The sequence below is a fragment of the Deinococcus sp. YIM 77859 genome, assembly GCF_000745175.1.
In the GTDB taxonomy this organism is placed as follows: Bacteria; Deinococcota; Deinococci; order Deinococcales; family Deinococcaceae; genus Deinococcus.
Window position 1 is genome coordinate 140,759 of record NZ_JQNI01000002.1, and the last position, 21,910, is coordinate 162,668.

Annotated in this window: 21 protein-coding genes and 1 pseudogene; 13 read left to right on the plus strand and 9 right to left on the minus strand. The window is 67.9% G+C overall.

Annotated elements, in window-relative coordinates:
- Positions 1-8: 8 nt before the first annotated feature.
- On the minus strand, positions 9-500 hold the full coding sequence (locus EI73_RS00900; protein WP_034383211.1) for an LEA type 2 family protein: 492 nt from the start codon (positions 498-500) through the stop codon (positions 9-11).
- Positions 501-554: 54 nt separating this feature from the next.
- Between EI73_RS00900 and EI73_RS00905 the strand changes: the two genes are divergently transcribed.
- The gene (locus EI73_RS00905; RefSeq protein ID WP_231557248.1) at positions 555-1,526 is read left to right on the plus strand and encodes a hypothetical protein; all 972 of its coding nucleotides are present in this window, start codon (positions 555-557) and stop codon (positions 1,524-1,526) included.
- A gap of 57 nt (positions 1,527-1,583) precedes the next feature.
- Positions 1,584-2,240, plus strand: coding sequence for an outer membrane lipoprotein carrier protein LolA (locus EI73_RS00910; RefSeq protein ID WP_034383214.1), 657 nt, complete (start codon positions 1,584-1,586; stop codon positions 2,238-2,240).
- 153 nt (positions 2,241-2,393) lie between these two features.
- Here the strand turns inward: EI73_RS00910 and EI73_RS00915 are convergent, their stop codons facing one another.
- The gene (locus EI73_RS00915) at positions 2,394-3,134 is read right to left on the minus strand and encodes a C40 family peptidase (protein ID WP_034383216.1); all 741 of its coding nucleotides are present in this window, start codon (positions 3,132-3,134) and stop codon (positions 2,394-2,396) included.
- Between the two features lie 341 nt (positions 3,135-3,475).
- Here EI73_RS00915 and EI73_RS00920 point away from each other — a divergent pair, with 341 nt between their 5' ends.
- The 7 genes from EI73_RS00920 to aat are packed head-to-tail and all read left to right on the plus strand — an operon-like array spanning position 3,476 to position 7,612.
- Complete coding sequence (locus EI73_RS00920) at positions 3,476-3,871, plus strand: hypothetical protein (RefSeq protein ID WP_034383219.1); 396 nt, start codon at positions 3,476-3,478, stop codon at positions 3,869-3,871.
- A 39-nt stretch (positions 3,872-3,910) separates the two neighbouring features.
- Positions 3,911-4,582 carry a uracil-DNA glycosylase family protein gene (locus EI73_RS00925; protein WP_034387415.1) on the plus strand — a complete coding sequence of 224 codons (672 nt, stop codon included), beginning with the start codon at positions 3,911-3,913 and terminating at the stop codon, positions 4,580-4,582.
- Positions 4,583-4,625: 43 nt separating this feature from the next.
- Complete coding sequence (locus EI73_RS00930; protein WP_034383221.1) at positions 4,626-4,883, plus strand: DUF1844 domain-containing protein; 258 nt, start codon at positions 4,626-4,628, stop codon at positions 4,881-4,883.
- Complete coding sequence (gene dtd, locus EI73_RS00935) at positions 4,884-5,330, plus strand: D-aminoacyl-tRNA deacylase (protein ID WP_034383224.1); 447 nt, start codon at positions 4,884-4,886, stop codon at positions 5,328-5,330.
- A gap of 56 nt (positions 5,331-5,386) precedes the next feature.
- The gene (locus tag EI73_RS00940; protein ID WP_034383227.1) at positions 5,387-6,463 is read left to right on the plus strand and encodes a M23 family metallopeptidase; all 1,077 of its coding nucleotides are present in this window, start codon (positions 5,387-5,389) and stop codon (positions 6,461-6,463) included.
- A gap of 28 nt (positions 6,464-6,491) precedes the next feature.
- Positions 6,492-6,908: a PaaI family thioesterase gene (locus EI73_RS00945; protein ID WP_034383229.1), complete on the plus strand. Its 417-nt coding sequence runs from the start codon at positions 6,492-6,494 to the stop codon at positions 6,906-6,908.
- 41 nt (positions 6,909-6,949) lie between these two features.
- A complete protein-coding gene (gene aat, locus EI73_RS00950) occupies positions 6,950-7,612 on the plus strand; it encodes a leucyl/phenylalanyl-tRNA--protein transferase (RefSeq protein ID WP_051935356.1) in 663 nt (220 codons plus the stop codon).
- On the opposite strand, the gene EI73_RS00955 is transcribed toward aat, so the two are convergent.
- Positions 7,560-8,822, minus strand: a complete 1,263-nt coding sequence (locus EI73_RS00955; RefSeq protein WP_051935357.1) for an Nramp family divalent metal transporter — start codon at positions 8,820-8,822, stop codon at positions 7,560-7,562. The genes aat and EI73_RS00955 overlap by 53 nt on opposite strands.
- 186 nt (positions 8,823-9,008) lie before the next feature.
- Between EI73_RS00955 and serA the strand changes: the two genes are divergently transcribed.
- The gene (gene serA, locus EI73_RS00960) at positions 9,009-10,637 is read left to right on the plus strand and encodes a phosphoglycerate dehydrogenase (RefSeq protein WP_034383234.1); all 1,629 of its coding nucleotides are present in this window, start codon (positions 9,009-9,011) and stop codon (positions 10,635-10,637) included.
- Here serA and EI73_RS00965 read toward each other — a convergent pair.
- A complete protein-coding gene (locus tag EI73_RS00965; RefSeq protein WP_034383236.1) occupies positions 10,614-11,996 on the minus strand; it encodes an FAD-dependent oxidoreductase in 1,383 nt (460 codons plus the stop codon). The two genes, serA and EI73_RS00965, sit on opposite strands and share 24 nt — an antisense overlap.
- Positions 11,997-12,033: 37 nt before the next feature.
- Here EI73_RS00965 and EI73_RS00970 point away from each other — a divergent pair, with 37 nt between their 5' ends.
- From EI73_RS00970 to EI73_RS00980, 3 genes and pseudogenes are all read left to right on the plus strand, one after another.
- Positions 12,034-13,107 carry a WD40 repeat domain-containing protein gene (locus EI73_RS00970; RefSeq protein ID WP_231557249.1) on the plus strand — a complete coding sequence of 358 codons (1,074 nt, stop codon included), beginning with the start codon at positions 12,034-12,036 and terminating at the stop codon, positions 13,105-13,107.
- Positions 13,108-13,169: 62 nt separating this feature from the next.
- A pseudogene (locus tag EI73_RS00975) lies at positions 13,170-14,371 on the plus strand (aminotransferase class V-fold PLP-dependent enzyme).
- An 8-nt stretch (positions 14,372-14,379) separates the two neighbouring features.
- The gene (locus EI73_RS00980) at positions 14,380-14,817 is read left to right on the plus strand and encodes a hypothetical protein (protein ID WP_034383238.1); all 438 of its coding nucleotides are present in this window, start codon (positions 14,380-14,382) and stop codon (positions 14,815-14,817) included.
- A gap of 79 nt (positions 14,818-14,896) precedes the next feature.
- Here the strand turns inward: EI73_RS00980 and EI73_RS00985 are convergent, their stop codons facing one another.
- From EI73_RS00985 to EI73_RS01005, 5 genes are all read right to left on the minus strand, one after another.
- The gene (locus EI73_RS00985) at positions 14,897-16,837 is read right to left on the minus strand and encodes a glycogen debranching N-terminal domain-containing protein (RefSeq protein ID WP_081908937.1); all 1,941 of its coding nucleotides are present in this window, start codon (positions 16,835-16,837) and stop codon (positions 14,897-14,899) included.
- Positions 16,838-16,911: 74 nt separating this feature from the next.
- On the minus strand, positions 16,912-18,444 hold the full coding sequence (locus tag EI73_RS00990) for a carbohydrate ABC transporter permease (RefSeq protein ID WP_034383241.1): 1,533 nt from the start codon (positions 18,442-18,444) through the stop codon (positions 16,912-16,914).
- 25 nt (positions 18,445-18,469) lie between these two features.
- Positions 18,470-19,567 carry a carbohydrate ABC transporter permease gene (locus EI73_RS00995; protein ID WP_034383243.1) on the minus strand — a complete coding sequence of 366 codons (1,098 nt, stop codon included), beginning with the start codon at positions 19,565-19,567 and terminating at the stop codon, positions 18,470-18,472.
- Between the two features lie 66 nt (positions 19,568-19,633).
- The gene (locus tag EI73_RS01000; protein ID WP_034383245.1) at positions 19,634-20,863 is read right to left on the minus strand and encodes an extracellular solute-binding protein; all 1,230 of its coding nucleotides are present in this window, start codon (positions 20,861-20,863) and stop codon (positions 19,634-19,636) included.
- On the minus strand, positions 20,860-21,855 hold the full coding sequence (locus EI73_RS01005; protein ID WP_034383247.1) for a LacI family DNA-binding transcriptional regulator: 996 nt from the start codon (positions 21,853-21,855) through the stop codon (positions 20,860-20,862). Before EI73_RS01005 ends, EI73_RS01000 begins: the two co-directional genes overlap by 4 nt.
- Between the last annotated feature and the right edge of the window lie 55 nt (positions 21,856-21,910).

The window sequence follows — 21,910 nt, forward strand, 5'->3', positions numbered from 1 at the left end:
CCTGCCTCCTAGAACGGCAGAATGGCCGGTTGCTGCCACACGCCCTGGGCGAGGGTGAAGGGACCGAAGGTGGGGCGGCCCAGGGGCCCGAGGTCAGCGGTAAAGCGGCCGTCCACACGGTAGGCGACCTCTTGGCCGCGCGCCACCCGCAAAAAGGCCCCGGCGGTCTGAAGGGTGACGGGCAGGCTCAGGAACGCGAGCTGTTCGCTCTCGCCCCGTGCGGGGAGGTTCACGTTGGGCAGATTCACCGTGCCCACGTCCTCCCCGTCGAGGACCAGACGTCCGCTGATGTTGGCCAGACGCACCGGCACGGGATTGGGATTGCCCACGCGCAGCCGCAGCGTGACGCTGGCAAGCGCAGGATTGGGGCCGCTGGGCAGGCTGAGCCCGGTCAGACGAACACTCTGCACCGCGAAGGTCGGGACCTGAATGGTCGCTGGCGCGGGGGCGCAGGCGCCCAGGCCAAGCGCGAGCAGGGGGGGCAGGAGCAGCTTTTGCATGAGCCTACCCTAGCGGGTTTTGGTGGCCGGGAACCGGACTGCTACGCTGGGGGCATGAAGCGGGTGATGGCGGCCCTGGCGCTGGCCGGAGCGTGGGGGGGCACGGCGGGTGCGGCGAGCCTCGATTTCGGCGCGGCGTACCGAACGGGGGGAGGCGGCCTGCTGCGCGCGGGCGTGAGCAACGTGGCGGCTGGACCGGGAACCGTCGCGGCGGCAGTGTCGAACCGGGCCGTAGAGGCGAGCGTAACGCGGGGGCTGAGTCTGCCCCCAGCAGGCGCGGCAAGCGCCCGAGTGGACGCGGCCCTCACCTGGCAGGGGGGGCTGCGTCTATCGACCGATGCCGCCGGAACACTCGGCCCGGTGGCCCTGAATCTGGGAGCAGCCTTGTTTACCGTGCGAGCGACCGCCGTAGACCCCTTGGCCGCCTGGTCGCTCGCCCCCACCGATCTGCGAGTGAGCGGCTGGAACGCTGGCTTCACGGCCCGCTACCGCGTGAACCGCACCCTGGTCGCGCTGGTGGGCGGCGAGTTCGGCCCGCAGAACCATCTGCTGGGCGGGGTCGAGTGGCGGCGCGACCTCACGCGCGTCCTTCCGCCCGCGGAGGGGGAGGCTCCGGAGGGCGAGCCAGAAACGGAGCGTACCGGCACGCTGGCGCTGCGGTTGGGCGCGCGGGCGGGCCGGGACGTGCTCGGCGTGACCGGGGGGGTGACGTACAGCACGGAGGCGGGTTTTGGCCTGGCCCTCGACGTGCTCGCCGGGCCGGGCCCCTGGGGGGTGGTGGGGAGTCTGAGCGCTCCTGACGTGTGGCGCGGGGGGGCGCGGCGCGGCTGTACGTCGCCTACGAACCGTGGCGGCGGGCGAGTGCACCCCTGCGGGCAGGGCTGGAGGGCACCTTGCCGCTTGGCCCCGGCACCCTTAGCCTCGATGTGCGGGGCGGCACGGGGGGCATGGGGGCGCGCGTTGGGTACCGTTTCCCACTGGGCAGCACCCCGGACGAGGAGCCTTAGGCCACTGCGCGAGCAGTGAACGCCCCGTCAGCCTGTGCCCTTCCTTCTCATACGGGGGGGTGAAAGACTTGCTGGCGTGAACCGAATTCTTCCTCTTCTGACCCTCGCGCTGCTGCCCGGTGCGGACGCCCAGACCGCGCAGGACATCCTGAACCGGGTAGACGCCGCGCAAAAGGCCGCCAAGGACGTGAGTTTCCGCCTACAGGGCAGCGCGACCCTGGAATCCTCACCCCAAAAGATTGACCTCACGGTCAAGAGCATTCCCGCGCAGGGGGTGGCGCGCCTCCAGTTCGCTGCCCCCGATGCGCTAGCGGATAACATCGTGGTGGCGGACCGGAATGAGGTGCGGCAGTACCTTTTTCTGACCAACCAGATCACGGTGACGCCCCTGAAAAAGGCGGCTGATCAGGCTGGTTTTGGCGGGCTGGACTTCACCCAGCTGAGCAATGCGGCGACCCTGCTCAACCAGTACAACGTCAAGCTGCTGGGTACGGCGACTGTGGGTGGCCAGAAGGTCTATCAGCTCGAAGCGGCGCCCAAGAACGGGGGCACGGGAGACCGGGCGCGCGTCTGGATCACCGAGGCGGGCTGGCGGCCCACCCGAATCCAGCTGCTCGGCACCGGCAACAGGGTGCTTGCTGACCTGAATGTCACCAACTACCGCGTGAACAGCGGCCTGACCGTGGCGGGCCTCAAGGCGCTGCCCAAGGACGCGCAGCTGATCCGTCAGTAACCTGTTACCCGTTTCGGGAACCGTTGCGGCAAAGCGGTTCCCTCTTCCTTTTGCCGAAATGGCAGGGAGAGGAGCTGACCGTCCAGCCCCAAGCCAGCGCCCCCCACCGCTGGGGCAGGGGCGTGGTCGTTAGAAGCGTTTCGCGAGGTCTGGTCAGCTGAGGACGCGGCGAGCACCGATGTACCGACTGGCCCAGTAGGGGTTACCGAAGAGGGGCTCGATGATCGTGCGGCCGCGGTAGCTGTTGGCGTTCGCCATCTGGCCGCCGCCAACATAGATGCCGACGTGGCTGACGCCACGGCCCGTGGTGTTAAAAAAGACCAGGTCGCCGGGTTGCAGGTTGCGGCTGCTGACGGGACGCCCGGTATTCCACTGCCCAGCCGCGGTACGGGGCAGCCGAATGCCCATCTGTTGAAACACGCGCATGGTGAAGCCCGAGCAGTCCAAGCCGCCGTTTCCCGTGCCACCCAGCGCGTAGCGGATGCCCAGGAAGCGGCTGGCGGCCGTGCGGATAAAGGCGCCGCCACTGTTCCAGCCCGCAGGTTTGACCTGAGCGCTGCCCGCCGGACTCTTCTTGGTGGACGGGGCGGCCTTGGGCTGGGCAGCGGTGGCCACCGGCTTTTGCCCCTTTGTCTGGCCGGAGGGCACCTTGGCAGGTTGAGCCTGGGCTGCCGGAGCCGTCGTGGCCGCAGGGCCAGCTTGGCCCACCTGGAGTTGCTGTCCGACCCTCAGCGTGGTGCTGCTCAGCCCGTTGAGGCGCATCAGCTCGGCGGGTTCGAGGTTGTTGGCGAGAGCGACCCGGTAGAGCGTGTCACCCGCTTTCACGGTGTAGGTGGCAGCACCGGCACAGCTACCAAGCGCGGCGGCCATCAGGAGGGTACGGAACGCTTTCATCGACGGGGGAAGTTTAACTGGCCTTTATTTTTTTTGCCTTAATCCTTGGGCGAACTGACAGTTTTTATGCGCCTATACGAGCTCTATGCGCCCCCTTGCTCGATGAAGACGAGGAAAACCGTGCCTCTCCCCTTAGGTTTCTCAGAAGAGGCCTCATTTCTGGATTGCTCCTCTGGAAGCTGTCCTGGTCGAAAACGAGACGAAATTTTGGACTCAGGGTACAACTCATTTTTCTCATTCCATGTGCTCGGAGAACGGGTTGTTCCTGGGCGGGTTCTGCTGCGGGGGGCGGGCAGCCTATACTCAGCGCTGTCAGGCCGCCTCGGGCCACCGGAGGACCCATGAAGGAACCGATGACCACGGAACAGCTCCTGCAAGGCCTCAAACATTACCGCCGCATCGCCCGTCAGGACATGCTGCGCGCTGCGGAAACGCCCCACCCCGACGCCTTCCTTCGGCATGCCGAGAGCCGCCGCGAGGTGTACGCCGAACTGGGCCGGTATGCCGAGACCCACGCACCGGAGGACGTGGTGGCCTACGCCCTGGAGCTGTACCGCCGGCTTCCCTTCGTGACCGGCACGCCGGAGCACGAGCATTCCGAGATCAAGGGCCGCGAGAACGCCCTAGAAAACTTCTTCCTGCTGGTCGGCCTCGACCCCAAGACCCGCCGCGAGGCACGCAGCCACCGGCCCAAGCTGAATGCCGGTCTGGAGGCGAGTGGGGCTGCCCAAGGCTAGACCGCGCAACCATGGCCCTGCCCGCGCTACCCTTTGGGCATGACCGGGGTAGACGTGGCGGCGCTGGAGGCGCTGGAAACGCGGGCGAAAGCCTGTACCGCCTGCCGGCTGCGTCCCGGCTGCACCCAGGTGGTGGTCTCGGACGGCGCCCCCGCCGCTCCCCTGGTGATCATCGGAGAGGGGCCGGGCGGCGACGAGGACCGTCTGGGCCGCCCCTTCGTGGGCCGGGCTGGGCAGCTCCTCGACCGAATTCTGGCTGCGGTGAACCTGACGCGGCAAGACGCCTACTTCACGAATGTCGTCAAATGCCGTCCTCCCGGCAACCGCACGCCACAGCCCGACGAGATCGAGATCTGCACTGGGCTGTGGCTGCGGCCACAACTCGCCCTGCTGCGGCCCCGCGTGATTCTGACCCTGGGCAACACGCCGACCCAGTTTCTGCTGGGTACTCGTCAGGGCATCACTCGCCTGCGCGGGACCTGGTACCCCTACCGGTACCCGGATAACCAGGGCGGCAGGCGTGAGGCCCTGGTGATGCCCATGTTCCACCCCGCCTATCTGCTGCGCAACGATACCCGTGTGCGGGGAGGGCCCAAGAGCCTTACCTGGCGCGACATTCGTGAGGTCGCTGCCGTCTTGCGCGGTGAAAAGGCCCCCGAAGGGCTGGCGCCCGCTGTGCCGCCCGGAGAGGGACAGCCGACGCTGTTTTGAAGGGCGGTTTTGAAGGGGCGGCGCGTCGTCTACACTGCCCCCCATGCCGAATCAGGAATTTGTCGGACTCGTGAACAGCCTGCAAGCCACCGCGGAAGCGGCGCTCGGGGACCTGAATGCGGCGACCTCCAGCGCGGCACGGGACGGCCTTCTCCAGGAGGGGCGGGCGCGGCAGGTGGCCGAACGCAGCCTCAGGCTGCTGCTGATGCTGGCGGAGAAGACCCGCGGCAACCTGGACTTCGCAGAGGCCGAGCTGCTGACGGGCGCCATCACCAGCCTGCGGGCCCGGCTGGGGAACTGAGTGCGGGCGCTGCTTCAGCGGGTGACCCGCGCCACCTGCACGGTGGAGGGCCGCGTGACGGGCGAGACGGGACCGGGTCTTCTGGTGTTGCTTGGGGTCGCGCCAGAAGACACGCCCGCCACAGCCCAGGCTCTTGCCGCGAAGATCGCCAAGCTCCGCGTCTTTGGCGACGAGGCCGGGAAGATGAACCGCAGCGTGCTCGACATCGGTGGGGGCATCCTCAGCGTCAGCCAGTTCACCCTGTACGCCGACACCCGGCGGGGAAACCGGCCAGGCTTCAGCGGGGCGGCGGCGCCCGACCACGCCCGCGCCCTGTATGCCGAGTTCAACGCAGCGTTGCGGGCCTGCGGTCTTTCCGTCGGCGAAGGCGTCTTCGGTGCCCACATGGTGCTTGACCTCACCAACGACGGGCCGGTCACGCTGCTGCTGGATACGGCGGAGGGCTGAGGCCAAGAGGGCCGCGTTTTCATACGCCCGGTCCGGCGGCCCGCTATCCTCCCCGCATGAAGTGCCCCCGCCTCGCCCTTCTGCTGGCTGCCGCGCTCCTGCTGGGGGGGGCGGACGCGTACACCGTCAAGCCTGGTGACACCCTCTATTCCATCGCTCGCGCGCACGGCACCACCGTCGCGGAGATCATGCGCCTCAACAAGCTGGGGGGGACGACCATTGCCGTAGGGCAGACACTGCGGCTGCCGGACAAGCCTCCCGCTGCCGCTCCTTCTGGGCCGCTCCCTCCGGGCACCGCGCAGGTGGCGGGCCTCACGGTCACCGCACCAGCCAGCCTGCGGATGGGGGACGCCTTTGTGCTGCGCCTCAGCGGGCCGCGTGCGGCAGCCGCAACCGTGAGCTTTCCCAGCGAGGTCGGCGAGGATGTGCGCCTTCCCAACGAGCGGCTCACGCCCATCGGGGCGGCGGGTGAGTACGTCGTGCTGGGCCGCGTGGTGCTGGGCAAGACCACGCCCGTGACCTACGAGGTTCGTGTCGGCGAAGACCTGGTGCGCGGCAGCATTCCGGTGACGGGCCGGGGCCAGCTTGTGCAGCACCTCAACCTCCCGCGCAGCATCAGCAGTCGGCTCGAAGACCCCGGACGCAAGGCCGAGGAAGCCACGGTCGAGCAGGCCTACGCCCGCCGTACCCCTCAGGCCTGGACGCGGCCCTTCCAGCCCGCTGTGATGGTCAAGGCGCAGAGCAGCGCCTTTGGGCAGGCCCGTACCTATGTCGCCGGGGGGCCCGTGTTGTACCACTACGGGACCGACTACCCGGCCCCTGTGGGAACGCCGGTCTTGGCCGTGAATGACGGGACCGTGGTGGTGGCGGGCAAGTACCCCGTGCGCGGCGGCCTGGTGGTGATCGACCACGGAGCGGGTGTCACCAGCCTGTACTTTCACCAGAGCCGGGTGACCGTCAAGGTCGGCCAAAAGGTCACCCGCGGTCAAAAGATCGGGGAGGTCGGCTCCACCGGTCTCAGCGCTGGCCCCCACCTGCACCTTGAAATTCGGGTGCGTGGCGAGGGGACCGACCCCGCCGGGTGGATGAACCGCATCTGGCCAAAGGAGGGGAGCGCTCAGGACTCCGCTTGACTCCCGCTGAAGCTGATAGCTTCTTTCCATGCCCGACCTCCCCACCCTCGAACAGCTCAACGCGCAGGGCCAGGGCCTTCTTCCCGGCCTGATCGGGATTCGCTTTACCCACGCCGAGCCGGGCCTGCTGCGCAGCGAAGTCACGGTTCGGCCCGAGTTGCTCGCGCCCAACGGCTTCCTGCACGCGGCGAGCGTGGTCGCCCTGGCCGACACCACCTGTGGGTACGGCACGCGAATGCTGCTGCCGCGGGGGGCGAGCGGCTTTACCACCATCGAACTCAAGAGTAACCATCTCTCTACGGCCCGGGAGGGCACCATTACCTGTGAAGCCCGTGCGGTCCACACCGGCCGCACCACCCAGGTCTGGGACGCTGAGGTCCGGAGTCCCAGCGGAAAGGTGATGGCGCTTTTCCGGTGTACGCAGGCCGTGTTGTATCCGCAGTAAGCGCCTGCGTCGCTGCTGGCCCTTGCCCGTCACGCCGCCCTATGCCACAGGCCGCTTTCTTCCTGCATCATCCCGATCCCCTCACCCGCGAGGTCGCACGTGGGTACGCAGAGGGCGCTTTTCTGATGGACAACGGGCAGGGCGTGAGGTGGTACACGGTGGACCGGCGCGCGCTGGTGCCGCTCACCGAGGCGGAGGGCCTGCATGTGGCGCGGCGGCTGCGACGGGACCTGGGGCGCTTTGAAGTGCGGGTGGACACGGCCTTTCCGGCGGTGGTGGAGGGGTGCCGGGGCCTGCTGCCCGGCGCGCCCGAACGCGACGGCGAATGGATCAGCTCATCCCTCGCGGCCCTGTATGCACACCTGTACCGCAGCGGTTTGGCGCATTCTTTTGAAGTTTGGCAGGACGGAGAGCTGGCGGGCGGCGTTCTGGGGCTGAGCCTGGGCGGGGCCTTTCTCGCCGAGAGCAAATTTCACCGAGTGACGAATGCCAGCAAGGTTGCGCTCGTTCGGCTCGCCGCGCACCTCCATGCCCGCGGCTTTACGCTGCTCGACGCACAGCTTCAAACCCCGCACCTTGCCCGCCTGGGCGTGTACGAGGTGAGCGGCGCGGAATACCGCCGCCGCCTGCAAAGGGCCCTGCTCCAGGATGTCAGTGTGGCGCCGAGTGGCCCAGAAACGCCCCCCACAGCAGGTAGCCATTGAGTCCGATGATGACCGTGGCAAAAAGCCAACCCAGCCCGCGGACGAGTGGACGGGTGACAAGCACGCCCATCACGTCGCGGCGAGCCGTGAACAGCAGAAGGGGAACGAGGGCAAAGGGGACACCAAAACTCAAGATGACCTGCGAGAGCACAAGCGTGGAGGTGGGGTCTAGGCCCGCGAGAATCACCGCAAAAGCGGGCAGCATGGTGATCGTCCGGCGCAGCCACAGCGGAATGCGGAAGTTGACAAACCCCTGCATGATGACCTGCCCGGACATCGTGCCCACGGCGCTGCTGCTCAGGCCGCTGGCGAGCAGCGCGAGGGCAAAGGCGATGGCGGCGGCCGGACCCAGGAGCGGGGTGAGGGTGCGGTAGGCGGTTTCGAGGTTTCCGGCGTCCGCGATGCCCTTGCCGTAGAAGGTGGCGGCGCTGACCGCCAGCATGCTCATGTTGATCAGGCCGGCAAAGCCCATGGCAAGCACCACGTCGAGGCGGTTGAGGCGCGCCAGGCGCAGCTTTTCCTCGTCGGTTCGTGTAGGAATGCGCCCCTGGGTGAGGGCCGAGTGCAGGTAAATCACGTGGGGCATGACGGTCGCGCCGATGATCCCGACCGCGAGGTACACGCTTTCGGGTCCCGCGAAGCTGGGCACAAAGCCGCCCAGGGCGGCGGGGCCGGGACGGGCAAGCACAACCTGCACCAGATAGGCCACGCCAATCGCCAGCACAAAGCCGAGAATGGCGAGCTCCAGGGGCCGGAAGCCCCGCTTTTGCAGGCTCAGCAGCGCAAAGGTGAGCACGGCGGTGATGACGGCTCCCCAAAAGAGCGGCAATCCGGTGAGCAGGTGAATGGCGAGGGCAGCCCCCAGGAATTCGGCCAGGTCGGTGGCCATCGCCACCAGTTCGGCCTGAATCCAGTACAGCCACACCAGTGGACGTGGCCAGCGTTCGCGAATGACCTCCGGCAGGTTTTTCCCGCTGGCAATCCCAAGCTTGGCGCTGAGGTTCTGGATCAGCATGGCCATCAGATTGGCTGTCAGGATGACCCACAGCAGGGTATACCCAAACTGCGCGCCCCCCTGAATATTGGTGGCGAAATTGCCGGGGTCCATGTAGGCGATGGAGGCGATCACCGCCGGGCCGAGAAAGGGCACGATGCGCGAGAGCCCGCGGCGCTGGGGCTGCGCCAGCACCTCGGCGGCACGGGCGGTCATGCGGCGGTCCAGCGCGGACAGCGGCGAAGGCGGAACCTGCTCACTCGTTGAGGAAGAGGAGGGGGCCGAGGACATAGCGTGATTTTAGGGCAGCCTAAAAATAAAATCCAGCCTGCCAAAAGCGGCGCGGGCTTTCCCTCTAGCCAACTCCCGCGCGTGCCCGCTGCTCCGGCTTACTCTGACCGCATGACGGCCCCCGTTCTCACCAGCTCGGATCCATCCCGCACCGCACCCCTGCGCGTGCTGATCTGCGACGAGATGAACCCCGGTGACCTCTCGCACGAGGGGTTCGAGATCGACTACGAGGGTAACCTCCCCCGTGAGGAGACGCTGCGCCGCCTTCCCGGGTACGACGCCCTGATCACCCGTAGCCGCACCAAGGTGGACCGCGAGCTGCTGGAGGCGGCCGGCCACCGCCTCAAGGTGATTGGGCGCGGCGGCGTCGGCGTGGACAACATCGACCTGGAGGCGTGCTCGCGGCGGGGCATCCTGGTGCTGAACGCGCCCGAGAGCAACAACGTCTCGGCGGCTGAGCTCGCGATTATGCACCTGCTGGCTGCCGCCCGTGGCCTGACCCGCTCTGACCGCCTGACCCGTGCGGGCGAATGGGACCGCAAGTTCTTGGGCGTAGAACTCAAGGACAAGACGCTGGGCATTGTGGGCCTGGGCCGCATTGGCTCCATCGTGGCGGACCGGGCACAGGGGCTGCGGCTGAAGGTGGTCGCCTATGACCCCTACGTGCCCGAGAACAAGTTCGAGCGCCTGGGTGTGGAGCGGGCCGCGACCCTGGACGAACTGCTCTCGCGGGTGGATTTCCTGACGGTCCACACGCCGCTGACCGAGGAGACGCAGGGGATGATCGGCGCGCGTGAGCTCGCGCTCCTGAAGCGGGGCGCCATCGTGGTCAACGCAGCACGCGGCGGTATCGTGCAGGAAGCGGCGCTGGTGGAGGCCCTGAAGTCGGGGCACCTTTTCGCGGCGGGTGTGGACGTCTTTGTGGAGGAGCCGCCCCCCGCTGACCACCCCTTCCTCTCGGCACCCAACCTGGGGATCACCGCCCACCTTGGCGCGAACACCTTTGAGGCGCAGGAGCGGGTAGGCGCGGAGATCGTGGGCCGGGTGCTGGCCGCCCTGCAGGGTGACGTGAGCCGGGGTGCGGTGAATGCCCCCGCCCTCGACGCCAAGACGCTCGAGCTTCTCGGCGGCTACCTCGACCTGGGCGAGAAGCTGGGGCGTATCCTGGCGCAACTGCTGCCCGGCGCGCACGACCTGGAAGTCACCTTTCGGGGAGAATTTCCCGCCGATCCCGCCCCGGTCGTGACCGCCGCCCTGGTCGGTTATCTCAGCGGCAGCACCGATGAGCGGCCCAACCTGATTAATGCCCGCGCACTCGCCAAGGAACGTGGCCTGAACCTCGCCGTCCGCGAGGAGGGGGACAGCCCCGACTACCAGACCGAGGTGATCGTCAAGGTCACGAGTGGCCAGGCGGGCGAGAAGCAGCGCACCCGCACGGTGGGGGGCACTGTCTTTGGCCGCAGCCCGCGCCTCACCCGCTTGCGTGACTACCGAGTGGAGCTGGCTCCGGAAGGCTTCATTCTGATCGCCTCCAACCAGGACCGGCCGGGCGCGGTTGCCAAACTCTCCAACCTGCTGGGCACCTGGGGCATCAACATCGCCGGGATGGCGCTGGGCCGCGCCCACAAGGGCGGGCAGGCCCTCTTTACCCTCACGCTGGATGACGGCCTCACCCCCGAGCAACTCCAGGCCATCCGCGACCTAGACGTGATCGATTCAGCGTTCCTGGTGCGGGTCTGAAGCGGCCTCTTCCCCCTCGTCCAGCTTGCGCCCCAGCCGGTCCGCCGCCACCAGCAGCACGTCCCACACCCCCGAAAAGGGCGGGGCATAGGCCAGGTCGAGTTCGAAGAGGTCTTGGACGCTGCCGCCCCCGTGCAGCAGGGCAGCCACCACGTCCACCCGCTTGACACTCTCCGGCGGGCCGATCAGCTGCGCCCCCAGCAGTCGCCCGCTCCCGTGCTCGCCGGTCAGCCGCACGTGAATGGGGGCGGCGTCCGGGTAGTATCCGGCGTGATCGGTGCTGTCTACGTCCACGCTGACGGCCCGCAGCCCCAGCCTGTCCGCCTCCGCCTGGGTGAGGCCGGTGCGGGCCGCGCCCAGGTCGAACGTCTTGAAGATGCCGGTGCCGACGACGCCGGGAAAACGCGCGTCTCCGCCCGCCATGTTCACGCCCGCCACCCGGCCCATGCGGTTGGCGGTGAGGCCCAGGGGGATGTGGACCTGCTGCCCGGTCACGCGGTGCGTGCTTTCGGTGTTGTCACCCGCCGCGTACACGCCCGGCACCCCAGTGGCCTGACGCGGGTCCACGGCGATCGCGCCCGTCTTCCCAAGCCGCGCCCCGGCGGCCCTCGCCAGCTCAACATTGGGCTGTACCCCCACCGCCACGATCACCACATCGGCGGGCACGGGGCCGCCGCTCGTCTGCACCGTGGTCACGCGTCCGTCCTGGCTGGTCAGCTCCTCCACCGCCGTCCCGCAGCGGACCTCCACCCCGTGCCGTTCGAGTTCGGTCCGAATCCGCCTCTGGTAGGGCCGGTCCAGCATCCGGCCCGCCACCTCCGGCGCCTGTTCCAGCAGGGTGACGTGCAGGCCGCGCGAGCGCAGCGCCTCCGCCAACTCCAGCCCGATGTAGCCGCCCCCCACGATACAGGCGCGGCTGGCTCCTGGGAGGCTGGCCAGGATCGCTTGCCCATCGGAGAGGTCGCGCAGGACGTGGACGCCTCGCAGCCTCGTCCTGGCCCAAGCGGGGCATACGGCGCTGACCCCGGTGGCGATCAGGAGGCGGTCATAGGGCTCGGTGAAGGTGCGGCCCGCCTCCCGGTCGAGCACCGTGACGGTGCGGGCGGCGGCATCTACGTCCGTCACCTCGTGGCGCAGGCGCACGTCGATGCCCTGCTCGCGCATCTGCTCGGGCGTGCGGGCCATCAGGCGCTCGAAGCCCGGCACCTTGCCGCCGATCACGTAGGGGAGACCGCAGGCGCTGTAGCTGATGGTGGCGCCGCGCTCGAACACCGTCACCCGTACCGCCGGGTCAAACCGCTTGGCTCGGCTCGCTGCGCTCATTCCCGCCGCCACCCCGCCTACCACCACGATTCGCATACGTCCAGAGTACGCCGCCGCACGCTAGCCTAGGGGGGTGAAGTCAACCCGGATCGCGCCCCTTCACGGGTGGTGGAGCTGTTTCGCAGGCCGCGTCGCCCCGCGCCTGGCGCTGTTCCTGCTGGCCGTGACGGCCCTTGTTCTTCTCTCTCTGGTCGAAGCTGCCCCGGGCGAGACGCGGGTGCCGCCCGATCCCCTGGTTCTTGTCGGGGTCGCGCCGGGAGCCGTCGCCGGTCTGACCGGCACGCCGCTCAATGGGGTGGCGGCGGTGCGGGGCCGCTACAGCGCACATGTGCGGCTGCTGGACGCCGTCACGGGCGAGAGCCGCGGCGCGGTCTTTTTGCCCCCCGAAGTGCAGCTCAGCATTCCCCCGGCCCTCAGCCGCGACGGGCGCTGGCTGGCGGTGGTGCTCACCCCGGATCCCCTGACCCGCGCGGGCCGCGTGGGCATCCTGAGCACCCTGCCCGCTTCGCCCCCCGGCTTTCAGAAGATCCTGAGCGCGGGCGGGCTGACGGGCACCCTCAACCTGGCCTTTAGTCCCGATGGAACGCGGCTTGCAGCGGGCAACCGGCAGGGGTACGCCCAGCTCTGGGACTGGCAGGCGGGGCGGCGCGTGGCCACCGTGGCCAGCCAGGGGGGCTTCGAGCCCACCCGCCTGGAGTTCAGCCCGGATGGCCGCCTGTTCGCGCCCATCTTTCGCGGCCAGACGCGCACCCGGATTTTTGACGCGCAGACCGGCGAACTGCGAACCACGCTCAACGGGGTGGGCTACGGCAGCTTCACGCCCGACAGCCGTGGCTTTCTCGCCTCGCGTGGTCGCCTGATCAACCTTGCGGACGGCAAGGAGGCGCCCACGCCCCTCTACCTGGTCGGCACCAGCGGGGTCATTGGCTTTAGTGCCGACGGCACCCGCGTGCTGGTGCGCCGCACCGGGGTCGACGTGCAGGGCCGCGAGTGGCTGGAACTGCGCGAGGTGGCTTCGGGGCGCACCCTGGGCGCTCTCACTCGCGTCTGGGACGGCTGGCCCGAAGCCCTCAGCCCGGACGGCACCACCTTGATCGGCGGCGACGGCGAGGGCGGCATCCGGCTGTTGCCCCTGGCGCCGCGCTGAGCCTATCCGCGCGAGCTAGGCCAGTGCTCGGCCTCCACGGCCCTACGGCCTAGGATGACCCCATGAGTGACCCGCACGGTGACGCCCACCTGCCCCTGAACCGCTCGCGCCTGATCGCGCCCGGCCCGGTCGAGGTCGAGCCGCGTGTGCTGCTCGAACTGGCTCAGCCGCAACTTCACCACCGCTCGCCCCTGGGCATTGAGCGGCTGATGGAGGCGCGTGCCAAGCTGACGCGCCTGCTGGGAGATCCCTACGACGCGGTGATCACCACGAGCAGCGGGACCGGGGCCTTTGAGGGGGCGCTGATCAGCCTCACGCCCGAGGGGGCCAAGGTGGTCAACGCACAGGCCGGGAAATTCAGCGAACGCTGGGGTGACATGAGCGAGCGCCTGGGCTACGAGACGGTGCGGGTCGCCCGGCCCTGGGGGGAGCTCCTCGACCCACAGGAGGTGGCGGACGCAGCCCGCGACGCCCACACCCTGCTCGTCACTCACAGCGAAACGAGCACCGGGGCGCTCCACGACCTCGCGGCCATCGCCCAGGCTGCCAAGGCGCACAACCCCGACCTGATCATCATTGCCGACTGCATCACGAGTTACGGAGTCGCCGAGTTGCGGCCGGCGGCCTGGGGCATAGACGTCATCGTGAGTGGCAGCCAAAAGGGCGCGGCCACGCCTCCCGGCTTGGGCTTCGTGTTCTTGAGCCCGCAGGTGCAGGAGCGGATGGTCCCGGCTCCACGGCGCGGCTTCTACCTCGACCTCACGCGCGAACTCAGGGGCCAGAAGGCGGGCAATACGCCGCAAACGCCAGCGATCAACCTGATCTCGGCGCTCTCCTTGGCTCTTGACCGCCTGCTCAGCGTACCGCTGGAGGTGCTGTGGGCCGAGAAGCGGCGACAGGCAGATGCCCTGGTCGCTGCGGGTGCGGCGCTGGGCGCTCCGGCCTGGGCCGCCCGCACCTCGCCCGCCGTCGCGGTCCTGCGGCCCCCGCGCCCCTGACCGGGCGCCAGGTGGCGGCCCGGCTCGCGGCGATGGGCCAGCAGGCTCTGCCCGGTCAGGCCCCCCACGAGGACACCGTGTTTCGGGTGAGCACCCTGGGCTACGCCGACCGCTACGACGCGCTGGCCATCGCCGGAATACTGGAGGACGCCTTGACTGGCCTGGGCGTGTCCTGCCAGCGGGGCGCGGCGGTGCAGGCGGCTTGGCAGGCGCTGGGGGCAGCGACGTCTGTGCCTGCCTTTCCGATCGGTCAGGCGCTCGGGTAGGATGAGGCATGGCGACCCTCTACGTGATTCTCCTCACCCTGCACAACCTCACGCGCTGGCTGGTGCTGCTCGCGGGGATCTGGGCCCTGCTGCGCTCGTTTCGCGGCGTGGGGGGCGTGCAGCCTTTTACGGCGACCGATCGCCGGGCCGTCGCCCTGTTCATGGGCAGCATTCACCTGCAAGTTGTGCTCGGTCTGCTGCTCTTCGGGCTGCTGGGGTCACAGGGTGCACGCGCTTTTGCCGAAAGCCGCCCGAGCTTTCAGTGGGAACATGTCGGGCTAGGCCTGGTGGCAGCGGTCTTGGCCACCGTGGGGAACACCCTGACCAAACGCGCTGCGGGCAACCAGGCCAAATTCCGCGCGGCGAGCCTGTGGACGGTCCTCAGCCTGCTGGCGGTCCTGCTGGCAATTCCGTGGTGGCGGCCCCTGCTGCGGCTGTTTGCCTAGGCCGACTTGCGGTGAGTCGCAGACGAACGCGACCGGACTGGCACAGCTGCGAGGCAGAGGAAGAAGCAAAGCCAGTCGGTCACCTCCCCAGCGCCGCTGCGCGAAACGCCCCGCCCAGGACTTCGTCTGGCGGCTCACCTGAGGTTCGCAGCAGTTCTCCGGCAGCCGGCACGGGGGTCTCGTTCAGCAGATGGGCCAGGGCAAGAGGAATCGCGGCGTCCCATCCCTGGGGGTGGCAGGCGGCGGGATAGGGGACCGGCGGGCTGTCTCCCTCGCGGTCAAAGCCGGCAAACAGTTCGCTGAGGCGGCCATCAGGGGCGGCACGGGCCGCGTCGAAAAGAGCGCGGGCCACCCGCCGGGCCTCGTTATGGAGGCCGTAGCGCGCCATACCCAGCGCGGCCAGCGCCGTGTCATGGGGCCACACGCTGCCGTTGTGGTAGGAGACGGGGTTATAGCGGGGTTCGCCCTGCGCGAGCGTGCGAATGCCCCAGCCGCTCCATAGCCGCTGACCAAGCGCGGTCGCCGCGACCTGCGGCGCGACCTCCGGCGGGATGATACCGGTCCAGAGGGTGTGGGCGGGGTTACTGACCAGCACGCGCAGGGGCTGCTTGTCCCCATCGAGGCCGTGGACGTAGTAGCCCTGCTCGGGCCACCAAAAGGCTTCCTGGAAGCGCTCGCGCAATCGAGCGGCGCGGCTTTCCCACTCTGCACCCCGCGCACCTTCACCCAGCAGCCGGTACAGCCGGGCTGCCGCGAGGTAGGCGGCATAGGCATAGCCCTGCACCTCGATCACGGCAACGTGCCCGCTCACGTCTTTGCCCTCTGCCGTAAAGGTGCTGTCCCCGCTGTCTTTCCAGACGGCGTTCGTGATGCCCCCCGGGTCGGGCGTGTACTCGATGAAGCCGTCGCCATCCGGATCGCCGTCGGTGAGGAGCCAGTGAAGGGCCGCTTCCCAGTGGGGCCGCAATTCCTGCGCCAGCTCGCGGTGCTGTTCGGCCAGCTCACCCACCAACCACACAAAGAGTGGGGTGGCGTCGGCGGTGGCGTAGTAGGGGCGGTGCGGCGTGCGGCCGAGGCGGGTCAGTTCGCCCACCCGCTCCTCGTGCAGGATCTTGCCCGGCTGCTCCAGAGTGTGAGGATCGTACGTTTTGCCCTGCTTCGCCGCCAGGGCGCGGACGACTGCAAGGGCGAGCTCGGGCAGGTGGTCTTTGACCATCAGCGCGATGATGAGGCTGTCACGGCCAAACGGCGCGACGAACCACGGTAGGCCCGCCGCCGGAAAGGGGCCGTGGGCGGTGTGAAAGGTGAGGCTGCGCAGATCCTGCACGCTGCGGGTCAAGACGGCCTGGTCGAGCGGGTCGCGCAACCGGCCGGCCACGCTGCGCGCCAACGCGTCGTATTCAGCGGCGAGGGCGGCGGGGTCGCCGGAAGCAGGGAGCTCTTCGCCCTGCAACAGAAACACGCGAATCTGGAGGTCGCTGACCGGCGCCGTGAGCGTCCAGCTGAGCTGCTCACCGTCCCAGCGAGCGGGAAGGCTGGTCTGCACCAGGGCGCGGCACAGCAGGCCGTCTTGCGCGGTGTAGCGAAATTCCACCCCGCCCTCCACCTCGCGGGTCTCGACGTTCCGCGGCCCCAGAGCGCCGGGCCAGCCGCGCACCTCGAACATGTCCAGAAAGTCGGCCGCCAGCGCGAGGGAGAGGGTGTAGGGCGCTTCGCCCCGGTACCGGGTGATCCGCAGCGTGTCACGCAGCTCATGGCCGGTCACCGTGAGGTCGCGGCGCACGCCGATGCGCATGGTATAGCCCACGTCAGCATTGGCGGCGTGCTCATGCAGCCAGAAGGGGTAGCGCTGATGTTGCAGCAGGTGCTGGAGTCGCTGGCCGTCGAGCCGCCACTCGTACCGGCTGAGGAAGCGGGTGTCGCGGCGGTACAGGCCGCTTTCGCCCTCCGCAATCTCGTAGTTCTGGTTGCCGACGAGGTAGAGGTGATTGTCTTTCAAGACGGTGCGGATGTTGAGCATGGGCAGACCTCGCAAAGCGGGGAGAAAAAGGAGAACAGCAGCACCAGGAGGAGCGCCGGGAACGGCCCGGCGGGTCAGCCCTTCACGGCACTGTCTGCGCCGGTGTCCACGAAATACCGCTGGAAGATCACGAAGATGATGATCACCGGGATGGCGCTCAGCACGGCACCGGCCAGAATGAGGCCGTAGTCACCCTGCCCACCATACAGCTCCCGGAAGTTCGAAAGCCCCACCGTCAGGGTAAAGCTCGTGTTTTCCCGCAGGATCACCAGCGGCCAGAAGAAGTCGTTCCAAGCGGCCTGAAACTGGGTGATGGCAAGCGCGATCAGCGCCGGACCCGCCTGCGGGAGCATCACCCGCCAGAAGGTCGTCCAGGCTCCTGCGCCGTCGATGGCGGCGGATTCCTCGAGCTCGCGCGGCATGCCCTCGAAAAACTGCTTCATCAGGAAGACGCCGCCGGCCGCGACGAGCCCATTCAGCCAAAGCCCCCAGATGTTGAGCAGGTTCAGATCTTTGAGAAGCACGTAGTTGCTGATCAGGTTCACCTGGCTGGGCACCATCTGCACAAACAGCACCGCTCCCACAAACAGCAGATTCTTGCCGGGAAAGTCCAGGCGAGCGAGAGCGTACCCGGCGAGCGAGCAGAACACCACGGCGGCCGCCACGCGCAAAAAGGCGTACAGGAACGAGTTCAGGGTCCAGGTAAAAAACAGGCTCTGGCCGGTGGCTGGGTTGGTGGTCTCGTGAAAGGCGCGGCGGTAGTTGTTGAAGGTGTAGCCCAGAATGCCGGGCGTGATGTTGCGGTACGCGAGCGAGCGCCCGAAATTCTGCCGGTCGCTGGGGGGCAGGGTGCTGCTGACAAGCGTCTGCCCGCGCTGCACGTCCACCTGTAGCGGCGTACGCTCGAACACCGGCCCGCGCAGGTAGTACCGCCCGCCGCGTTCCACCAGCTCCACCGGCTGGTACTGCGCGAGGGTGTACTGCACGGCCTGCGCCTCCGGCGTATCCAGCGTGATGGGGACAACCTGGCCTCCCGCCAGGCGTGCGCTGAGCGTTTCGCCCGGCTCGGTCAGCTGCCCGGTGAGGAGACGGCCCGTCTGCCGAGTGAGGGGCGGATACCGGACCGTCACCCGGTAGGTGCGCACCTCAGCGGCTGTTCCAGTGGGTTGCAGGCTCACCTGAGCGAAGTCGCGCGCCTGCGCGTACCGGGTGATGCTTACCAGGCTGACGGGTTGGTACGGAAACAGCGCGACGGTGGGTGGGTCCTGCGGCGCGCCCTGTGGGGAACGCACCGCCACGTCAAAGGTCACCGTTCGTCCGGGGTACAGCCCGCCCTGCCAGCCGCCTCCGCCGCCCTGCACCCCCAGGCGGTAGGCGCGGGCGATGTACTCGGGGGTCAGTTGCGGAATTATCAGGCGCGGCGGGTACTCGTTGGGGTTGTCCTTGAGGCTGCTGAGAACACCCATCAGAAACGGTCCCAGAAAGAAGAAACTCAGCAGCAGCATCAGGGCGTACAGCCAGCCTGCTCGGGCCCAGCGCCGGCGGGCCAGCCAGCGCTCATCGCTGTGGGGGGAGGCAGGCGCACGCGAGGTCTGCACGGCGGTCATAGGATCCTCCGCGGGGGAAGGAGCATCAGCGCCCCTCCGCGGGAAAGAAGCGGCGCTGCACAAAGACCATCATCAGGATGATCAGGGCCAGGAGAATCGCTGCTGCCGCCGCCAGGTTCACCGGTGCGGCCCCAGCCTTGAAGGTGTTGGCGTACACGTAGTACGCCAGCGTCACGAGGGTGTCTTGCGGGGCTGCCGAGCCGATCACCGCCACCTGGTCAAACATCTGCATCGTGCCGATCAGGCCCACGGTCACCACATAAAAGGTCACCGGGCGCAGCAGCGGAACCGTCACCCGCGTCAGCTTCTGGAAGGGCGTGGCGCCGTCGATCTCCGCCGCCTCGTACAGCGCGGCGGGAACGTTCTGGAGGCCCGCCAGAAAAAACAGCATCAGCGTGGGGACGGTCGTAAAGGTGTTTTGGATGATGATGACCAGCAGCGGGATACTCAGGAGCCGCACGCCGCCCAGCGTGATCCACTTGTCGGCAAAGTACTGATAGTCGAAGGGCGGCACATCGCGCGGTTCGGTGATGCCCAGCCAGACCAGCGCCGCTGTGAGCACAAGCGCCGCCAGGGTACTCACGGCGGCCAGCGCGGGGTCCGTCCAGCGTGCGGGGAGGCCCCGGCGGCGTTCTGCGACAACCTGAATCACCTGTGAGGCCACCAGCCCGGCCAGAAAGGTGAGCAGCAGGGGTTGGTACGTTTGCCACTGGGTGATCAGGTAGTTGACCACGCCCCGCTGCTGAAACAGCCACAGAAAGATCAGGGTAATCACCACACTGCTGGTGATGGAGGGCATGTACCAGGCCGAGCGGAAAAAGGTCATGCCGCGCAGCCTGTTGTTGAGCGCCACCGCCATCAGCAGGGCAAAGATCGTCTGGAGGGTGGTCGTGATCAGCGCAAAGATCAGGCTGTTGGCCAGCGCCCGCTGAAACGAAGGATCGGCGAGCACCGCCGCGTAGGGCTGGACCCCGATGAGCTTCGGGGTATTAAAGAGGTTGAAGTCCGTGAAGGAATAGTAGATCGCTCGCCCGAAGGCATAGAAGAAAAAGACCGCCGTGGAGATCAGGAAGGGCGCAAGAAACAGGTAGGCGGTCGCGGTGGCCTGGCCTTTACGGAACATGAAACTCTCCGGGGAGGGAAAGGGGGGCGCGGCCCGGAGACCTGCCCCGAGCCACCGGCCGTGCGCTTAGCGGCTTTGGAAGGTGGTCATGTCCGCCTGTGCCTTTTTCAGCGCCTCGGCCGCGCTTTTTTGGCCACTCAGCACGGCGGCGAGCGCCTCATTGATGGGCTTGGCCCAGTCCGGTCCCTTGGGGCCAAAGGTAAAGGCGCGGACATACCCGTCATCAGCGCCCTGAAACACCAGCTTGGCATTTTGTGCCCCGGCCTCCGGCTTTTGGAAGTAGGCGCTGTTGACCAGCGAGGTGCGGCTGGGAATGGCCAAGCCCTGCTCCAGCACGTACTGCTGTACCTGCGGGCTGGTGAGGATATTGAGCACCTTGAGGGCTGCGGCCTTGTTCTTGGTGCCGCTGTTGATCGCCCAGCCCACGGTGTACAGGAAGTTGCCGCGCTTGCCGGTCTTGTCGTTTTTGGGCAGCAGCGCCGTGCCAAATTTCAGGTTGGGCGCGTTGTCCCGCAGGAAGTTCACGATCCAGCCGCCCTCGATGGCCGCTGCGACCCTGCCGGTTTTCAGGCAGCCGCCGCCCCAATCGGTGGACAGCTGACTGGGCTGCACGCCTACCCGGTCCTTGGCCAGGCTGGTGTACCAGCCAAAGGCCTCCGCAAAGCGCGGGTCAGCGAGGTTGGTCTTGCCACCCGGGCCAAACTGCGGCCAGCCGGTGGCAAAGGCAAAGGCCCCGAAGCGGTCCCAGTTGGGTTGCAGGCAGAGGCCGTAGTAGTCACTGCCCAGCTTTTGCTTGACCTGGCGCAGCTTGTTGGCGAGGCTCGACCAGGTGTCGTTGTTGTTGGGATACGCCACGCCCGCCTCGTCGAAGAGGTCCTTGTTGTAGACCAAAGTCAGCGTATTGAAGTCCTTGGCGATCGCGTAGAGCTTGCCGTTGCGGGTGAACGCAGTGTTCAGGCTCTTGATAAAGGGCGCCGTGCTCACCAGGCCGTTTAAGGGAAGAATCTTGCCCGTCGCGACGAAGCCGTCGAGGGTCTCGGCGGGCAGATACATCACGTCCCCGGCGGTATTGGCGGCGAGCAGTGTGGTCAGCGCCTTGTTGTAGTCGCCCTGAAGCGGCTGGTACACGACGGTCACCCCTTCTTTTGCCAGCTGCGGCTTGACGAAGCGGTTGATCAGGTCATTCACCAGTGTCTGGTCCGTGCCGCCATACCCGTTGATCTTGATGGTCTTGGTGCTTTGCGCGCTGGCGCTGGCGGCAAGCAGGGCGAGGCCGAGGTACAGAGCTTTTTTCATAGCGTTCCTCCAGAACATGGCGCCTGTGCCGCCGGGGCCACAGTCGCGCCGGGAATGAGGCGAACGGGGATGTATTCACCACGCGGCGGCTGTCCGGTGGTGGCTTCCTGCATCAGTTCCAGGGCGGTCGCAGCGATGCGGGGAATGTCCTGCGCGACGGTGGTCAGGGCATAGGGGAGAGGCAACTCGGGCAGGCCGTCAAAGCCCACAACCGACACGTCCTGCGGCACGCGCACGCCCAGATCCTCGAGGGCGGCAATCGCCCCCACGGCACTCTCGTCACTCTGGGCAAAGACCCCGGTGAAGCGTAGCCCGCTCTCCCAGGCGCGGCGCATCGCGCGGTAGCCCCCCAGCACCGTGAAGTCCGCCGGAAGGGCGGTCACGGTTGCCTGTGCCTGCCGAGCAACGCGCTCAAACCCTCGCTGACGATCCTGCGCGACCTGGCTGGGGCCAGCACCCAGGTAGGCCAGTTGCCGGTGTCCTCCTTTCAGCAGCGCCTGGGCGGCGAGTGCAGCGCCCCCCTCATCGTCGGGTGCGACCCAAAAGGCACCCGCCTGGTGGCCCAGCAGCACAGCCGGGACCCCCCGTTCTTGCAGCAGGGTGAGGCGGGGATCCCGGTCTACGGCATGCAGGACCAGCACGGCACTGGGCAGGCGCTTGAGCTGCTTCAGGTCTGCTCGCAGGTCGACAAGCTGCACGCCGCGAGGCGCGGTGTGCTGCTCGAGGGCGCGGCGCAGCAGCACGTGATACGGGCTGAGCATCGGGTCATCCCGTTCCAGCAAGAGGCCCAGGCTCTGGCCCCGGCGCCAGGAAAGATGCCGCGCCACCGGATCCGGACTGTAGCCCAGCTGCGCCATCACCGCCTCCACCCGCTGCCGGGTGGCCGCCGCAACGGTGGCGTGCCCGTTGAGCACGCGGCTGACGGTGCCCTTGCTCACGCCGCTGGCCCGGGCAATATCGTCGATGGTGGGTTGCGGAAAACTCTCGGTCAAAGCGCTTCCTCCGGGGGAGAGCGAGCTCTGTAACCGGTTACAAAAGCGGGCACAA

What these genes read in the sequence shown, in the direction of transcription:
- EI73_RS00900 (WP_034383211.1), bottom strand. Translation starts at nt 500, where the DNA reads ATGCAAAAGCTGCTCCTGCCCCCCCTGCTCGCGCTTGGCCTGGGCGCC.
- EI73_RS00905 (WP_231557248.1), top strand. Translation starts at nt 555, where the DNA reads ATGAAGCGGGTGATGGCGGCCCTGGCGCTGGCCGGAGCGTGGGGGGGC.
- EI73_RS00915 (WP_034383216.1), bottom strand. Translation starts at nt 3,134, where the DNA reads ATGAAAGCGTTCCGTACCCTCCTGATGGCCGCCGCGCTTGGTAGCTGT.
- EI73_RS00920 (WP_034383219.1), top strand. Translation starts at nt 3,476, where the DNA reads ATGAAGGAACCGATGACCACGGAACAGCTCCTGCAAGGCCTCAAACAT.
- EI73_RS00925 (WP_034387415.1), top strand. Translation starts at nt 3,911, where the DNA reads ATGACCGGGGTAGACGTGGCGGCGCTGGAGGCGCTGGAAACGCGGGCG.
- EI73_RS00930 (WP_034383221.1), top strand. Translation starts at nt 4,626, where the DNA reads ATGCCGAATCAGGAATTTGTCGGACTCGTGAACAGCCTGCAAGCCACC.
- EI73_RS00940 (WP_034383227.1), top strand. Translation starts at nt 5,387, where the DNA reads ATGAAGTGCCCCCGCCTCGCCCTTCTGCTGGCTGCCGCGCTCCTGCTG.
- EI73_RS00945 (WP_034383229.1), top strand. Translation starts at nt 6,492, where the DNA reads ATGCCCGACCTCCCCACCCTCGAACAGCTCAACGCGCAGGGCCAGGGC.
- aat (WP_051935356.1), top strand. Translation starts at nt 6,950, where the DNA reads ATGCCACAGGCCGCTTTCTTCCTGCATCATCCCGATCCCCTCACCCGC.
- EI73_RS00955 (WP_051935357.1), bottom strand. Translation starts at nt 8,822, where the DNA reads ATGACCGCCCGTGCCGCCGAGGTGCTGGCGCAGCCCCAGCGCCGCGGG.
- serA (WP_034383234.1), top strand. Translation starts at nt 9,009, where the DNA reads ATGACGGCCCCCGTTCTCACCAGCTCGGATCCATCCCGCACCGCACCC.
- EI73_RS00965 (WP_034383236.1), bottom strand. Translation starts at nt 11,996, where the DNA reads ATGCGAATCGTGGTGGTAGGCGGGGTGGCGGCGGGAATGAGCGCAGCG.
- EI73_RS00980 (WP_034383238.1), top strand. Translation starts at nt 14,380, where the DNA reads ATGGCGACCCTCTACGTGATTCTCCTCACCCTGCACAACCTCACGCGC.
- EI73_RS00985 (WP_081908937.1), bottom strand. Translation starts at nt 16,837, where the DNA reads ATGCTCAACATCCGCACCGTCTTGAAAGACAATCACCTCTACCTCGTC.
- EI73_RS00990 (WP_034383241.1), bottom strand. Translation starts at nt 18,444, where the DNA reads ATGACCGCCGTGCAGACCTCGCGTGCGCCTGCCTCCCCCCACAGCGAT.
- EI73_RS00995 (WP_034383243.1), bottom strand. Translation starts at nt 19,567, where the DNA reads ATGTTCCGTAAAGGCCAGGCCACCGCGACCGCCTACCTGTTTCTTGCG.
- EI73_RS01000 (WP_034383245.1), bottom strand. Translation starts at nt 20,863, where the DNA reads ATGAAAAAAGCTCTGTACCTCGGCCTCGCCCTGCTTGCCGCCAGCGCC.